Raw genomic sequence first — 14,420 nt, 5'->3', positions numbered from 1 at the left:
CCGTCGGCCTTTCTTTGCTGAGCGCCTGCGAGTTGTGCCCCTGGCTGCCAGGGCCAGCGCTTCAGCAGGCGCAGGCAAGAACTGAACTTGGCCCTCGGGAAGCCACTTCTCGATGTATCCGGTGGTCAGCGGGACGATGTACTCAGGGTGGATCTCCCGCCCGTCCCTCGGTGTCGCTGATGCGGACGATGAAGGTACGTGGCGCACGCGACCGGGTTGACGTGTGCTGGCAACACCACTGTGCGGTCCGCGGCGATCTTGAATGCGATCCGCTGGACCGCCTGACGCAGTCCCCCGAACCTCCCTGACAAGAACAACTTGATCTTTGCTTGTTCTTTGAGCTGTCCGCAGTTGCGAACGTCCGGCCGCAGTTAGGGTCGTATGGCTCGAGCGCCACGGGAGGGGATGCGGTGGGCGACGAAGGCAAGATCCTTGACATCAAGACGGCGGATCTGAAGGCGACAGCGCCGGTTTTCCACGATCAGAGCGAGGCGCTCGGCACAGCCCTGGGCACGCTTGCCGCCTCGCTGGCGAAAGCCGGGGCCGCTTGGGGAGACGATGAACCGGGCAAGGAGTTCTACACCAAGTACGGGCCGATCGTCGCCCAGATCGAGAAGTCCGCAGGCATCCTCAAGGAGGGCCTGGCGAGCATCCACACAGCGATGACGGACATGGCAGACGGTCACATAGAGAACGACGCCCTGGTCGGGGCCATCTTCCGCAAGGTCGCATCCGGGCCCCAGAGTGGGTCCGACACGGCGGGTCACCAGCAGTGAGTACCGGTGACAAGGTCCGGGAGATCATCACCGACGTCACCGGAATCGAGTGGCCCGCGGCCGACGTAGGCAAACTCCGTGCCATCGCGAACGCCTGGCGCACGTTCGCCGACGACATGGAAGACGTCGCAGCAGCCGCCAACAAGGCGGCTCAAACACTGATTCACAACAACACCGGCGAGGCCATCTCGGCGTTCGCCGACCCCTTCTGGGCCCGCTACTACCGGGACAAGAAGGGGTGGCTCCAGGACCTCGTCGACGGCCCCCGTTCCCTGGCGGCCGGGATCGACCAGTACGCCGATGCCGTAGCTGACGCGAAGAAGAAACTCGACCGCGAACTGGAGATCGCCGGCGCCGTCATCGTCGCCGGCACGGCCCTCGCGTTCTTCACCCTCGGCGCCACCGAAGTTGCCGCGGCGGCGGCCACCGCCACCATCGTCGAACTGGCGGCAACCGTGGGCGTGGCACTCACGACCGAAGTAGCCGCGATCGCCGGCACTGTCTTCGCGACCGCTGCCATCGCGGGCATCGAATCCGTCACCGTCGACCTCGCCGTCGCACAACCGCTCAAGATAGCCGCAGGGCTGCAGATTGGCTTCAACCTCGACGAGGCGCAGGACGCCGGAGTCTACGGAGGCCTTACCGGCGGAGCCTTCGGCGGAGCAGGGAAGGCGTTCCAGCTCGCGAGGGAGGGCGGTGGATGGACCAGTCTCCTGGGAGGTGTCCGTCTGCCGGGCTATACCCCGGAGTTCGCGCTGCCCAGCGGGCTCGCGGTCGAGGCGGGCGATCTCGGGATGCTCCTCCGCGACGGAGAGCCGAACGCCTGGCCTCGAAGTAAGCGCAAGGGGCCCGTAAATCCCAAGTACCGTGCCGATATAGCCGGTGACGAAGGAAACAACGGTTCGCATACCATCGAGCGGCACGTGACGATGACGACACGCGACCTGCGCGCGCGTCTGCGAAGCACCCCTGGAATGGACGCAGCATCCAGATACATAGACGAGGCCTCGGCCCAGAGGTTCACTGATGCCGCGATGCTTAAACACCAGAAGGAGATCGGCGAATGGCTCGCTAACCCCAGGAGAAAGAAGATGGATTTCTCCGAGTACTTCGACGAGGCAACCGGGATGAGTCTGACCCGGGAGAACTTCAAGCGCGGAACCGCCGCACAATGGGTGAACGGAGTGCAAGTGGTCCTGAAGCGCGATCCATCCGCTGCGAGCGGCTACCGAGTCCTCACGTCATATCCCATTCCATAGCGCGAGAGTAAGGCATGAACTGGTGACACCGTCGAACGATCGTTTCCGTGAGCTGCGCCAGCTGCTGCGCTCCTACGAAGTGACCGGCTACGTCTTCGATGACACGGAGGATCGCAGCGGAGCTGCGCTCAGCGCCTACCTCAGGCAAGCCGCGATCGAGCCCGCGCGCGCAGCCGAGGCGGCAGCCGAGATCGATGATCTCCTCGGGACGGGCCTGTTCAACGAAGAGGTCGCGGACGACGTCGACCTCCTGCCCCATATCCACCCTCCCCACGGGATGACGGTGGAGGGCTGTCTTGCCGTGATCGGCGGTCACCTCCGGCAGTTCCTCGCGGAGCCGGTGGCTCCGTCCCAGACGGCTCCTCAGACCGCATGGGAATGGAAAGAGCGTTTTCCTGAACTCTCGCACCTGCTGGGGGCGTACTTCCACCAAGACTTCTCGCTGGAGTACTCCTCGCACAGGGAGGCTCTGGACGACTACACTTCAGACGCTCCGGAGAGCGACCTGCGGAAGTTGGCGGATGAGATCCATGAATTCCTCAGCCTCAATGAATCCGATCAACTGCTCAAGAGGTCGGCGGCGACACTGGGGCTCGGCATTCTCCCGCCCAAGGGTGTGCGGCTGCGCCAATGGCTGGCAGACGTGCGGGAGATCATTCTCCACCAGATGTAGGCACGAGTGAACAGGCTGCACCAGCTACTGCGAGAGGCCGTCACAGGTCAGCAGCGGCTCCGCCAACGGCCCTGAGTCGTGCCACGCTTCCTTCAAGGCAGCAGGGGGCCTGATGATCACCGCAGTTCGCCACCGGCTTGAGAGGCGTGAGTAGGGCCTGGCCCGCGGTAATTGGCCGTCGCTGCGGTCCGACATCGTCCTGGTGGGCGACCTGCGTGTCGCACACGGAGGCGAGCCGGGGAATCTGCGGCGGGGTACGGCCACCATCTGAGCGAGACCAGGGAGCCGCCGTTGAGGGAGGCCAGTAGGGCAATACGCGTCGTGGGTACAGAGGTCTCGTGCCAGCCCGCGCTGGGGGCATATTCGACGACGCTGCCTACGCCCGAGAGCCCCTGGAAGGCTCTGCCGGCAGAGAAGCACTCCCTCACCCTGAGGCTGCCGATGGCCGAGGCGGCACAGTCGTAGCGATGTGATCACTGAACGCATCGATTGCGGCCTGCAGACTCTGGGAGCGGTAGTGCCCAAGAGCTCGTGTGGGTTTACCGGGCGTGTGCATTTCAGGGGGAGACCGTGCCCGTCAGAGCGAGGCTTTCCCGGGACGACGGCACCGGCAGCCCCATCTGGTCCGCAAAGGACAACCTGGTCGTGTGGGAGCGGGTCATCCTGCAGATGGAATCCGGTTGGGCTCCCTCGGGCTGGTATCCGGCCGACCTCTACCGGGAGAGGCTGGAAGCCCGAGACGAGCTGGCCGGCATCGGTGCTCGCTTCCCGCGCGAGGTCACCGAGCTGCTCGGCAAGGCGTTGGAGGAACTGGAAGGGCGGTTCGCCGCAGCAACGAAGGAAGATCCGTCAGGGAGCGTTCGCAGGGAACTGACCGGCTCGTCCGGAGGACGGGGCCCCGGTTGGCTGGTGGTGGCATCGTCGGCCGGAACCCACGCCGTGGGAGCAGGTCTGACTTCGTGCAGATCAGCCGGACCTGGGCTTGTACGCCCCGAGCAGGTGCGAGATCGGCTCGTAGGACTGCCGCCGGCAGCTTGGCCCTGTCTCCTGCCCATGTTGCGCAGTGTCCGGCCGGCACTGATCGGATGGCACCACGAGCGACCTGCACTGGTTCGGCCGTTCGCCGTCGGCAAGGATCGAGGCAACGGAAGAGACTGCCGCAGCACGTCGACAAGGAGCAGGCCATGACGCGGACCGCCGAAGCCGAGAAGGCGGCGCACTCGCCTCCGGCACGAAACTCCGCGGACGCGCCCGCGCTGCCTGTCCACCGGCCGCGCCACCCGCAGTTGCCGATCCCTCCGATCCACGTCGAGCGGCCCGTGACGAGCGGGGTGGCGTTCTGATGACGGTCTCCGTGTCCGACGCCGTCGTGTCGGACGTGGGCGCCCGTCGGTTCACGCGGTTCTGGACCGCGCAGACGGTGTCGCAGGTCGGCCAGCGCTTCGGGATGGTGGCCCTGCCCGTGGTCGCGATCGAGACCCTCCACGCCGTGGCGGCGATCCTGGCCGGATGGCTCGGCTCGCACATCGGCATCGTGCCCAGCCTGTGGATCGGTGTGGCCGGTGCCTGCCTGACGGCACTTCCCATCATCGGGATGGACCGGCTGATCCGCGGGTAGCGGGCGAGGCGTGGACCTTTCTGATCCAGAGGCCTTGGATAGGATTTCCGGATGATCACACCCGCAGGCCTCAGCTCCGTCGCGATGCGGCTCGACCGGCCCGTCGGGGCACAGTTGATGCCCACCCTCGGAGAGGCGCTGGTGCGGTTCGTGGACGCCGCGACGCAGGCCCCCTTCGCGGAACGCCTCGCGCCCGACGTGCTCGACGAGGCCGAGCGCCGCCGCGCCGACCGGTTCGTGCGCCCCCAGGACCGCGGCTCCTACCTGGTCGCGCACGTGACGCTGAGGCTGCTGCTGGGCGCCCTCCTCGACACCGCGCCGCGCGATCTGGTGATGGCCCGCGACACCTGCCCCGAGTGCGGCGGCCCGGACGGGCGGCCGGTCCTCGTGGGCGGCCGCGCCCACTTCTCCCTGTCGCACAGCGGCGACGCGGTCTTCGTGGCCTGCGCGTCCACGCCGGTCGGGGTGGACGTGGAGGCGGTGCCTACGCCGCGGGTGGTGGCGCAGAGCGTGGAGTTCTTCCACCCCGACGAGAGCGCGGAACTCGCCGCCTTCCCCGAGGCCGAGCGCCCCGCGGCGTTCGCCCGCCTGTGGGCGCGTAAGGAGGCCCACCTCAAGGGCACCGGAGCGGGACTGGGGCACGACGGCCACCGGAACTACCTGGGGACCGGCCCGGCCGCCGATTCCGTCCGCCCGCACTGGTCCCTCGCGGACCTGCCGGCCCCCGAGGGCTACGCCGCCGCACTCGCGCTGCGCGCCCCTTCGGCGCACTGGCGCTGAGGGGATCTGACAGGCCCGGCCGGTCCCCGGGGCGGGGCGGACTAGGTCGGCGGTGCTGCCGGGCGGCAGGATCCCGTCCCCCGGGAACAGGGCTGGGTACTACAGCTCGGCGACGGCCTCCAGCGGGCTCAGGGCCGACGCGCGGCGGGCCGGCAGGGCGGCCGCCACCACGCCCGTGGCGAGGGAGATCAGGCAGACCAGGAGCAGCGTGCCCCAGGGCAGGGTCAGGGAGTAGTCCTTGAGCGCGCCGTTGGTCAGGGCGCCGACCGTCCAGGCCCCGAACAGGCCGGTCGCCAGCCCCAGCAGGGTGCCGAAGGCGGCCACGGTGAGGGATTCGAGGCGGATCATCCGGCGGACGCCGGCGCGGTCCAGACCGATGGCGCGCAGGACGCCGATCTCGCGGGTGCGGTCCGACACCGACATGGCCAGGGTGTTCATGATGCCGAGGGCGGCGATCACGCCACCGATGGCGAGCAGGCCGTACGTCAGGGTCAGCAGGGTGCTCAGGGATCCGGCGGCCTGCCGGACGAGTTCCTGCCGGTCCTGGACCTGGAGCAGCGGGTTGTTGCCGGTGGCGGTCCGCAGCCGGTCCTTCGTGGCGTCGTCCGTGGCGCCGTCCGTGCGGACGAGGACGCGCTGGACGGAGCCGGGGGTGAGGGCCTTCTCCTGGACCTCGGTGCGGGCGCCCAGGGCCTCCTGGGCGGTGGGGTTGTCCTCGTAGACGCCGACGACCGTGTACGGGGTGAGGCCTTGGCCGGGCCCGCCGATCCGGGCGCCGATCCGGTCGCCGGCGCCGACGCCGTTCTCGTGGGCGAGTGTGCGGGAGAGGGCGATGCGGCCCGGTCCGAGGTCCTTCAGGGAACCGCTGACGAAGTCCAGCCTCATGACGGACGGGGCGGCGGCCGGGTCGATCCCGGAGATCCCGCGGACGCCACCGCCGATGAAGAGGGTGGAGTCGGAGACGGCGGTCGCCGTCCGCACGCCGGGGGTGGCGGACACCCGCTGGACGGCGTCCGGGTCGATGTCGGCCGACGAGGTGTGGGTGCTGATCACGTAGTCGGCGCTGAGACCGGCGGCGGCCCGCCGGTCGAGGGCCTGCCCGGTGGAGTGGCCGATGACGGAGAGCCCGGCGACCAGGGCGGTGCTGATCATCAACGCGGAGGCGGTGGCGGCGGTGCGCCGAGGGTCGCGCAGCGCGTTGCGGTGGGCGAGGTGGCCGGTGATCCCGAGGCGCCCGGTGAGCCGGCCGCTCAGCCGGAGTACGGGGACGGCGAGCAGCGGAGCCAGCACGATCACGGCGACGACGAGGAGGGCGCAGCCGAACATCGCGCTCCGCAGGTTCTCCTCGGAGGCGTCCTTCACGCCGGCGAGGGACAGCAGCAGGCCGGCGCCGAGGGCGAGCAGGAGGGCACCGGCCGCGCCACGGACCCGGGACGCGGCCGCGGTGGGGGGCTGTTCGGCGGTGCGCAAGGCCTCGACCGGGGCGATCCGGGCGGCCTTGCGGGACGGCAGCCACGCGGCGAGCACGGTGATGCCCACCCCCACGGCGAGCGCGGCCACCACCGGGAGCGGGCCGATCACCAGGGGGCCGTGGGGCAGCGCCTCCCCGGTGGTGCTCAGGATCCTCGGCAGTACGGAGGCGATCCCGAGGCCCAGCGGGAAACCGAGGGCCGAGGCGGCGAGGCCGAGGAGGACGGCCTCCCAGAGGAGGGAGCGGACGACCTGGCGGCGGGTGGCACCGATCGCGCGCAGCAGGGCGATCTCCCGGGTACGCCGGGCGACGAGCATCGTGAAGGTGTTGACGATGAGGAACGACCCGATGAAGAGGGCGACTCCGGCGAAGACCAGCGACAGCTTCTCGTTGCCGCGGGTGAGCGTGTCGACGAGGACGGCCTGCTGGGCGGCCTGGGCGGTGCCGGTGGTGGCCTCGGCCCGGCCGGCGGGGAGCAGGGCGGCGACCCGGCGGGAGAGTTCGGCCTGGTCGGCGCCGGGTACGGCGGACAGGTCGATCGAGGTGTAGCGGTCCGGGGAGGCGAACAGCCGCTGTGCGGTGGCCTTGTCGAACAGGGCGAGGGTGCCGCCGGCCGTCACCCGGGTGTCCCGGGTGGTGACGATGCCGACGAGCCGCTTCGTCATGACCGGGCCGTCCGTCGCCAGGGTGATCCCGTCGCCGATACGGAACCGGCCGGCGGCGGCGGTGCCGCTGTCCACGGCGATCTCCGTGCCGTCGCGAGGGGCCCGACCCGCGGTCAGCGGGTGGCGGCTGTCCTTGCCGTCGGCGCCGGGGACGTAGGCGGCCGCCCGGTGCGCCCAGATCCTGCCGGTGCGCAGGGGCGAGCCGTCCGCGGCGTTCAGGGTGGCCAGGCCGTCCGCGGACGGCCGTACGGCGGCGACGCCGGGCAACCCGGCCAGCTTGCGGGCGAGTTCGTCGTCGAGCACGGTGGCGTGCTCGTCCGCGACGGGTCGGTCCGCGGGCGCCGTGCCGGGCGGGGGGTCCTTCGGGGTCACGGTGACCGCGATGTCGGCGTAGTCCTTGGAGACGGCGGCCCGGTGGGCGGCGGTGGAGGAGTCCGCGAAGACGAGGGTGCCGGAGACGAAGGCGACGCCGAGGGTGACGGCGAGCACCGTCATCAGCAGCCGGGCCTTGTGCGCCAGGACGTTGCGCAGGGCTGTTTTCAGCATGGGTGAGTGACTTCCGGAGGCGGGGAACAGGCGGGGCAGGGGCGGGAGCAGGGCCGGGGCCGGGGCTGGGGCCGGGCCGGGGCCGGGCCGGGGCCGGGGCCGGGCCGGGCCGGGCCGGGGCCGGGGCGGGACGCGGGAGGAGCACGGGCCGACGCCGGAGGGGGAGGGTCAGCTCGTGCGTGCGCGGGTGTCGAGCTGCTTCATCCGGTCCAGCACCCGGTCCGCGGTGGGCCTCACCATCTCGTCGACCAGCCGGCCGTCGGCGAGGAAGACGACGCGGTCCGCGTAGGAGGCGGCGACCGGGTCGTGGGTCACCATCACCACGGTCCGGCCCAGTTCGCGTACGGAGTCCCGCAGGAAGCCGAGCACCTGCGCCCCGGCACGGGAGTCGAGGTTGCCGGTGGGCTCGTCGCCGAAGACGATCGCGGGCCGGGTGACGAGCGCCCGGGCCACCGCGACCCGCTGCTGCTGCCCGCCGGAGAGCTGCCCTGGCCGGTGGCCGAGGCGCTCGCCGAGGCCGACCATGGACACGACGCGGTCCAGCCACTCCCGGTCCGGTCGGCGTCCGGCGATGGCCGGCGGCAGGGTGATGTTGTCCAGCGCCGTCAGGGTGGGCAGCAGGTTGAACGCCTGGAAGATGAATCCGATCCGGTCCCGCCGCAGTTCGGTGAGCTGCCGGTCGCCGAGCGTGCCCAGCTCCGTGGTGCCGATGCGGACCGAGCCCGAGCTGACGGAATCGAGGCCCGCGGCGCAGTGCATGAGGGTGGATTTGCCGCACCCGGAGGGACCCATGATCGCGGTGAACTCGCCCTCCCGGAAGGAGACGCTCACGCGGTCCAGGGCCACCACGCGGGTGTCGCCGCTGCCGTAGACCTTCGACAGCTCGGTGGTGCAGGCCGCGACACCGGACGTCGGGCGGGGCGGGAACAGGTCGGCGGTCACAAGGACTCCACTTCGGGCGCGGTGGGAAAGGGGTGCACGCCGAAGGGTGTCCGGGGGACGTATCAGGGGCGGGGCCGCCGTGTATCGGCTTCCGCGCCGTCGCGCGGCGATCGCGCACCGGCCGGTGGGGGCGGGAGCCGCAGGGTGGCGACCGCGCCGCCGTCCGGCGCGTTGTCCAGGCGCAGTTCGGCGCCGAGCACCCGGGCCTGGCCCAGGGCGATGGTCAGCCCGAGGCCGTGCCCCGCGCCTCGGTCCGCGGCGCCGGTACGGAAGCGGCGCGGGCCGTCGAGCAGCAGATCGGCGGGGAAGCCGGGGCCGTGGTCGCGGACGACGACGGTCAGGCCCTCGACGGTGACCCGCACCGGGGTGCGTCCGTGCCGGTGCGCGTTGCTGACGAGGTTGCCGACGATCCGCTCCAGGCGGCGCGGGTCGGTCTCCACGTACTCCGCGTGAGCCACGTACTCCGCGTGATCCACGGTCTTCGCGTGTTCCGCGGTCTCCGCCCGCCCCTCGGCCCGTGACGCGGTGACGGCCACCTCGGCCACCTCCGTGTCGAGGCCGGTACGGGCCACCGCTTCGGCGACCACCGCGGCCAGGGGGACCCGGGCGCGTACCGGCGCCTCCGCGCCCGCGTCCAGCCGGGAGATCTCCAGCAGGTCCTCGACAAGGCCGCGCAGGTCCCGTACGCGGGCCCGCAGCAGGTCCTCCGTCTCGCCGGGCGGCAACAGGTCGGTGGCGGCCAGCAGCCCGCCGACGGGGGTGCGCAGCTCGTGGGCCACGTCCGCCGTGAACTGCCGCTCGATGCGCAGCCGTCGGCCGAGGCTGTCGGCCATGAGGTCGACGGTGGCGGCGATGTCGGTCACCTCGTCGCGACCCCGGGCGCCTTCCAGGGCGGGGCCGGTGCGGGCGTCGAGGTCCCCGGTGGAGATCCGCGCCGCGGTCTCGGCGACCCGGCGCAGTCGGCGGGCGACCAGGGCGGCCCCGTACACCGCCAGGGGCAGTGCGGCGGCGAGCGAGACGAGCGAGGCCACCGCCATGCTCACGTCGAGGCGGCGCAGGTCGTGGAGTTGTGGGCTCATGTTGATCCGGACGGCCAGCACCGGGCTGCCCGGGCCGCCGACCCGCTGGGCGCCCCAGACGCTCGGTCCGAGGTTCCCCTCGACCCGCCCGTCGTAGGCCAGCCGCCGGTCGTCGCCGGTCGGGTGGCGCAGGGCGGCGGGCAGTTCGGCCGGATCGAGCTCGGCGCCGCCCGCGAGCGTTCCGGTGCGGCGGTACACGTCCATGGCGGAGTACACCGTGTTGGTGGCGTCCATCCGGGCGCGGTCGCGGATGTCCATCGCGGTCCACACGTGGACGAGGACGCCCACCGCCAGGGCGACCAGACAGGCCGTGGCGGCCGCCAGTGCGGCGATCTTCCAGCGCAGGGGCACACGGGCCGGCCACCCCGGCCGGCGCGGGGAACGCACCGGCCTCAGCGCCTGAGCTTGTAGCCGAAGCCGCGGACCGTCTCGATCCGCTCCCGGCCCAGTTTCTTGCGCAGCCGCTGGACGGCCAGGTCCACGACCCGGCTGTCGCCGTCCCAGCCGTACTCCCAGACGTTGCGTAGCAGCGTGTGGCGTTCCAGCACGATGCCCGGGTGGGCCGCGAACTCCAGCAGCAGCTTCAGCTCGGTGGGGGTGAGCGCGACCGGGGCTCCGGAGACGAAGACCTCCATCCCGGCGGTGTCGACGCTCAGGTCGCCGAAGACCAGTACGTCCTGCTCCCGGCCGGCGGCGGGTTCGCCGCCCGCGGCGGGCGCGTAGGAGGCTCGACGCAGCAGCGAGCGGATGCGTGCCACGAGTACGTTCGTCTCCACCGGCTTGACCACGTAGTCGTCGGCGCCCGCCTCCAGACCGGCGACGACGTCGAGGCCGTCGCCGCGGGCGGACATCATCAGCACCGGCACCAGGCTGCTCTCGCGGACTCGGCGGCACAGCCCGATCCCGTCGAGGCCGGGCAGCATCACGTCCAGGACCAGCAGGTCGAAGGCCTCGTCGTCGCGGAAGGCCTCCAGGCCGGTCAGTCCGTCGGCCGCGGCCGTGACCCGGTAGCCGTAGCGTTCGAGGGCGATGGTGAAGGACCGGCGCATCAGCTCGTCGTCCTCGACCAGCAGCACGCGGACCGGAGGCAGGGATTCCGGCGCCGGGGCGGGTGAGGGCACGGGCGGGACTCCTGTTCGTACGGGTCGGGCGAAGCGCCGCTCCGGCGTGAACCCCCACGCGGTCGGCGACCCGGAAGGAACGATACGGGAGGCATCGCAGGCGGGGGCCGAGGCCGGGGCCGGGGGCGCGGTTCGATCGGTGGCCGAGCGGCCACCGATACACGGCGGATACAAAAGACGGTGCCCGGGACGCGTCCGAGCTCGTGCAGCGGTTCCGCGCCGCTCGAAATCGGCTGGATCCACCGGTGGTGCCGGCGGAAAACCATCCGCTGAAGGGATGAGTCCGGCCGAGCAGCTGCATAGTCTGATCATCGGTCGATCGGGATCCGCATCGGGGGTCCATGGAGCGAGGAGAAACACTGATGGTCGGGTCGCGTGTCCTTGCCCTCGGGCATTATCAGCCGTCAAAAGTCTTGACCAATGCCGACCTCGAGCAACTGGTCGACACCACCGACGAGTGGATCCGGAGCCGGGTCGGGATCAAGACGCGCCATGTGGCGGCCGAGGACGAGTCGGTTTCGGACATGGCCACGAAGGCCGCCGAGCGCGCACTGGCCAACGCCGGACTCACCGGCGCGGACATCGACTTCGTCATCGTCGCCACCTGCACGGCGCTCGACCGCTCGCCCAACACGGCGTCCCGGGTGGCCGCCGCGGTCGGGGCGAAGACCCCCGCCGCCATCGACGTGAACACGGCCTGCTCCGGATTCCCGCACGCCATGGCACTGGCCGACCAGAGCATACGGACGGGCTCCGCAACGAAGGCCCTGGTCATCGGCGTGGAGAAGCTCACCGACTTCGCCGACTGGACCGACCGCACCACCTGCGTGCTGGTCGGCGACGGTGCGGGCGCGGCCGTCGTCGTCGCTTCCGAGGAGCCGGAGATCAGCCCGGTCGTGTGGGGCTCCGTACCCGAGATGGGTCGGGCCGTGCGCATCGAGGCGCCGTCCAACACCTTCGCCCAGGAAGGGCAGTCGGTCTACCGCTGGGCCACCACGACGCTCCCCGAGGTCGCCCTCCAGGTCTGCGAGCGGGCGGGCGTGAAGCCCGAGGAACTGGGCGCCGTCGTCCTCCACCAGGCCAACCTGCGGATCATCGAACCCCTGGCACGCAAGATCGGCGCGGTCAACGCCGTCATAGCCAAGGACGTCGTCGACTCGGGCAACACCTCCGCAGCGAGCATCCCGCTGGCGCTGTCCAAGCTCGTCGAGCGGGGTGAGATCGAGAAGGGATCGCCCGTCCTGCTCTTCGCGTTCGGCGGGGGCCTGTCCTACGCCGGCCAGATCATCAACTGCCCGTGAGCGGCGCCTACGGATCGACGGCGACGACGCCCCCGCGCGTGCCGTGGTGGCCGCTGCTGCGGCTGCGGGAGGCGGCGACCGCGCCCCGGGCGCGGCTGCTGGTGTTCCCGCATTCCGGGTCCGGCCCCAACACCCTCTTCCCTCTGTTCGCCCCGCTGCCCGACCACGTGGAAGTGCTCGGGCTCTCGCTGCCCGGGCGGGAGCGCCGGTTCGGTGAGCCGCCGGGCTGCCGGCTCGACCAGGTACTGGACTCCGTGGCCGACGAGGTGCTCGGCCGGGACCCGCTGCCCACGGTGGTCTTCGGGCACAGCCTCGGCGCACTCCTCGCCACCCGCGCCGCGCGCCTGCTCGGCCCGCACTGCCGGGCGGCCGTCGTCAGCGGGCAGGCCCCCGGTCGGACCCCGCGCCGGGCCCACGGGACCACGACCGAGGAGGACGCCGTCCGGCTGCTGCGGGACGGCGGCGGCACCGCGGAGTGGGTGCTGCACGATCCGGAGATGCTGGCGCACGTGACGCGCGTCCTGCGGGCGGACATCGAACTCAGCCGGGAGGCCGCGGTGGGCTTCGAGGACGTACGGCTCGACGTGCCCCTGCACGTGCTGGGCGGCACGGCGGACCCCTTGATCCCGCACGCGTCGCTCGACGGCTGGGCCGACCACACGACCGGGGCGTGCCAGGTGCTCCGGTTCGACGGCGACCACTTCTTCCTGCTGGCCGACGCGCACCGCCCCGCGGTCGTGGACGTGCTGCGCCGCGCGCTCGCGGAGCACTGACCGAAGGGCCGGAGGCCGGAGTCACATGGCGCGTGACTCCGGCCCGGGGGCCCGGCGGGCCCACCGGGACGTCACGGTCGGATGATGCGGACCTGGTAGCTGCCGTTGCGCATCTCACCCACCACGGACACGCTGATGCCCGCCTTCTCGTCGGTGAAGGTCTCGCCCGGCCGGAACGGCGCGTCCGAGAGCTCCGCGTGCACATTGGGCCGCCGGGTGCAGCCGCCGCTCGTGCTCGCGCTGTCCGACACGGTGATCGGGCCGTGCCCGGTGTCCACGTCGGAGTCCACCTTGTAGATGAGGACGCCCGGCTTGCAGACGGCCTCGTCGTTCCCGGCCCGGGTCCGCACCTCCACCGCGTACCCGGAGCTCTCCGACAGCGGGATGAAGGCCAGCTTGGTGCCGCCCGCCGTCCCCAGCGGGGCCAGGGTGTGGTCGCTGGTGCCCGACTTGGCCGCGCAGCTGATCTGCGTACTGTCCAGCCAGCCCAGCTTCCACTTGTGCCAGCCCATCAGGTCGTTGTTGGCACCCCAGTCCTCGCTCATGATGTCCCAGTGTCCGACCGTGCTCCCGCCGTCGGCGGTGTAGAGGTCCGGCAGCCCGAAGACGTGCCCGTTCTCGTGCGGGAGCACCCGGTAGCCGGTCTCCTGGTAAGTGCCGGAGCCGTCGTCCTGCCGGCTGTAGACGAAGGACGTGTTGGCCAGCGGTACCCCGTCGGCGACCGGAGCCTCGCCGTTGCCCGAGAAGGTCACCGACAGGACGGTGTCCAGGGCGGACGGCCCGGCGTTCGGCGTGACCAGGATGTTGATCAGGTCGTACCGGGTGAAGTCCACCTCCGGGTCGGCGGCCTTCGCTATGTGCTCGACGAGCTGCCGGTAGCCCGGCTCGTACGCGGACCCGCGCTCGATCCCGTACGCCGCGAAGGGCATCGGCATCCGCAGCCAGTCCTTTATCGGTGCCTCGGCGCGGTAGGCCAGCCGGCCGTAGGAACTGGTGCGGAACCATTCGGCCGTCTGGGGGAAGAACTCCGCCATCCGGTCCGCCGCCGTGCCCTCGCCCTTGGCGTCGGGGAAGTCGATCATCAGGTTGAGGGCCCGGACCTCGCCGGTGGAGCGCGAGTACCCCGGTGGGGTCGGCATGCCCTCGGACATCTGCACACCCATGGTGCCCGCGATCCGACAGGGCGCGAGAGCCGATTCGACGGTCGTGGCCACCGCTCCGGCCGCCGAGTTGCCGCGACCGGATATGCCCGTGCTCGCCGTAGCCGTGACGCCGAGGGCCAGCGCGGTCAGGCCGATGTACGCGCTGGTGCGACGTGGTCTGCGTATCCGGTGGCGGGTCTGCGACATGGAGATCGCCTTCGGGTCCGCGGCAGCCGGCCCTGCCCGGTCTGCGCTCTGTTCGATCACCCTCCGC

General features: G+C 71.3%; 13 protein-coding genes. 8 read left to right on the top strand and 5 right to left on the bottom strand.

Features of this window, described 5'->3' with window-relative positions; all coding sequences use genetic code 11:
* Nucleotides 1-410 precede the first annotated feature (410 nt).
* The 6 genes from ACGFYY_RS23295 (at nt 411) to ACGFYY_RS23270 (ending at nt 5,106) form a co-directional block, all read left to right on the top strand.
* Complete coding sequence (locus tag ACGFYY_RS23295) at nt 411-776, top strand: hypothetical protein (RefSeq protein ID WP_393711974.1); 366 nt, start codon at nt 411-413, stop codon at nt 774-776.
* Nucleotides 773-2,035: an RNase A-like domain-containing protein gene (locus ACGFYY_RS23290; protein WP_393711972.1), complete on the top strand. Its 1,263-nt coding sequence runs from the start codon at nt 773-775 to the stop codon at nt 2,033-2,035. The genes ACGFYY_RS23295 and ACGFYY_RS23290 overlap by 4 nt, the downstream gene beginning before the upstream one ends.
* A gap of 22 nt (nt 2,036-2,057) precedes the next feature.
* Nucleotides 2,058-2,708: a contact-dependent growth inhibition system immunity protein gene (locus tag ACGFYY_RS23285; protein ID WP_393711970.1), complete on the top strand. Its 651-nt coding sequence runs from the start codon at nt 2,058-2,060 to the stop codon at nt 2,706-2,708.
* Nucleotides 2,709-3,892: 1,184 nt separating this feature from the next.
* The gene (locus ACGFYY_RS23280) at nt 3,893-4,051 is read left to right on the top strand and encodes a hypothetical protein (RefSeq protein WP_393711968.1); all 159 of its coding nucleotides are present in this window, start codon (nt 3,893-3,895) and stop codon (nt 4,049-4,051) included.
* Complete coding sequence (locus tag ACGFYY_RS23275; RefSeq protein ID WP_393711966.1) at nt 4,051-4,326, top strand: hypothetical protein; 276 nt, start codon at nt 4,051-4,053, stop codon at nt 4,324-4,326. The genes ACGFYY_RS23280 and ACGFYY_RS23275 overlap by 1 nt, the downstream gene beginning before the upstream one ends.
* A 51-nt stretch (nt 4,327-4,377) precedes the next feature.
* On the top strand, nt 4,378-5,106 hold the full coding sequence (locus tag ACGFYY_RS23270) for a 4'-phosphopantetheinyl transferase superfamily protein (protein WP_365275171.1): 729 nt from the start codon (nt 4,378-4,380) through the stop codon (nt 5,104-5,106).
* A gap of 99 nt (nt 5,107-5,205) precedes the next feature.
* Here the strand turns inward: ACGFYY_RS23270 and ACGFYY_RS23265 are convergent, their stop codons facing one another.
* The 4 genes from ACGFYY_RS23265 to cseB all read right to left on the bottom strand — a co-directional run bounded on the left by ACGFYY_RS23265 (nt 5,206) and on the right by cseB (nt 10,930).
* Nucleotides 5,206-7,788: an ABC transporter permease gene (locus ACGFYY_RS23265; protein ID WP_393711963.1), complete on the bottom strand. Its 2,583-nt coding sequence runs from the start codon at nt 7,786-7,788 to the stop codon at nt 5,206-5,208.
* A gap of 168 nt (nt 7,789-7,956) precedes the next feature.
* Entirely contained in the window at nt 7,957-8,730 is a 774-nt protein-coding gene (locus tag ACGFYY_RS23260) for an ABC transporter ATP-binding protein (protein WP_393711961.1), read from the bottom strand.
* A 62-nt stretch (nt 8,731-8,792) separates the two neighbouring features.
* Nucleotides 8,793-10,160 carry a sensor histidine kinase gene (locus tag ACGFYY_RS23255; RefSeq protein WP_393711959.1) on the bottom strand — a complete coding sequence of 456 codons (1,368 nt, stop codon included), beginning with the start codon at nt 10,158-10,160 and terminating at the stop codon, nt 8,793-8,795.
* Between the two features lie 41 nt (nt 10,161-10,201).
* Nucleotides 10,202-10,930 (bottom strand): two-component system response regulator CseB, encoded by a 729-nt coding sequence (cseB, locus tag ACGFYY_RS23250; protein ID WP_393711957.1) that lies wholly within the window; start codon nt 10,928-10,930, stop codon nt 10,202-10,204.
* A gap of 362 nt (nt 10,931-11,292) precedes the next feature.
* Here cseB and ACGFYY_RS23245 point away from each other — a divergent pair, with 362 nt between their 5' ends.
* Nucleotides 11,293-12,231 (top strand): beta-ketoacyl-ACP synthase III, encoded by a 939-nt coding sequence (locus ACGFYY_RS23245; RefSeq protein ID WP_365275183.1) that lies wholly within the window; start codon nt 11,293-11,295, stop codon nt 12,229-12,231.
* Entirely contained in the window at nt 12,228-13,004 is a 777-nt protein-coding gene (locus tag ACGFYY_RS23240) for a thioesterase II family protein (RefSeq protein WP_393711954.1), read from the top strand. Before ACGFYY_RS23245 ends, ACGFYY_RS23240 begins: the two co-directional genes overlap by 4 nt.
* Nucleotides 13,005-13,075: 71 nt before the next feature.
* On the opposite strand, the gene ACGFYY_RS23235 is transcribed toward ACGFYY_RS23240, so the two are convergent.
* On the bottom strand, nt 13,076-14,353 hold the full coding sequence (locus ACGFYY_RS23235; RefSeq protein ID WP_393711952.1) for a M6 family metalloprotease domain-containing protein: 1,278 nt from the start codon (nt 14,351-14,353) through the stop codon (nt 13,076-13,078).
* Nucleotides 14,354-14,420: the final 67 nt, after the last annotated feature.

It is taken from the genome of Streptomyces sp. NPDC048331 (assembly GCF_043201215.1).
In the GTDB taxonomy this organism is placed as follows: domain Bacteria; phylum Actinomycetota; class Actinomycetes; order Streptomycetales; family Streptomycetaceae; genus Streptomyces.
The sequence above is the reverse complement of the archived record's forward strand: the minus strand, read 5'-3'. Positions and strand labels throughout refer to the sequence as shown.

Excerpts from the sequence above, each read along its gene's own strand:
- ACGFYY_RS23280 (WP_393711968.1), top strand. The coding sequence starts at position 3,893 with ATGACGCGGACCGCCGAAGCCGAGAAGGCGGCGCACTCGCCTCCGGCA.
- ACGFYY_RS23275 (WP_393711966.1), top strand. The coding sequence starts at position 4,051 with ATGACGGTCTCCGTGTCCGACGCCGTCGTGTCGGACGTGGGCGCCCGT.
- ACGFYY_RS23270 (WP_365275171.1), top strand. The coding sequence starts at position 4,378 with ATGATCACACCCGCAGGCCTCAGCTCCGTCGCGATGCGGCTCGACCGG.
- ACGFYY_RS23265 (WP_393711963.1), bottom strand. The coding sequence starts at position 7,788 with ATGCTGAAAACAGCCCTGCGCAACGTCCTGGCGCACAAGGCCCGGCTG.
- ACGFYY_RS23245 (WP_365275183.1), top strand. The coding sequence starts at position 11,293 with ATGGTCGGGTCGCGTGTCCTTGCCCTCGGGCATTATCAGCCGTCAAAA.
- ACGFYY_RS23235 (WP_393711952.1), bottom strand. The coding sequence starts at position 14,353 with ATGTCGCAGACCCGCCACCGGATACGCAGACCACGTCGCACCAGCGCG.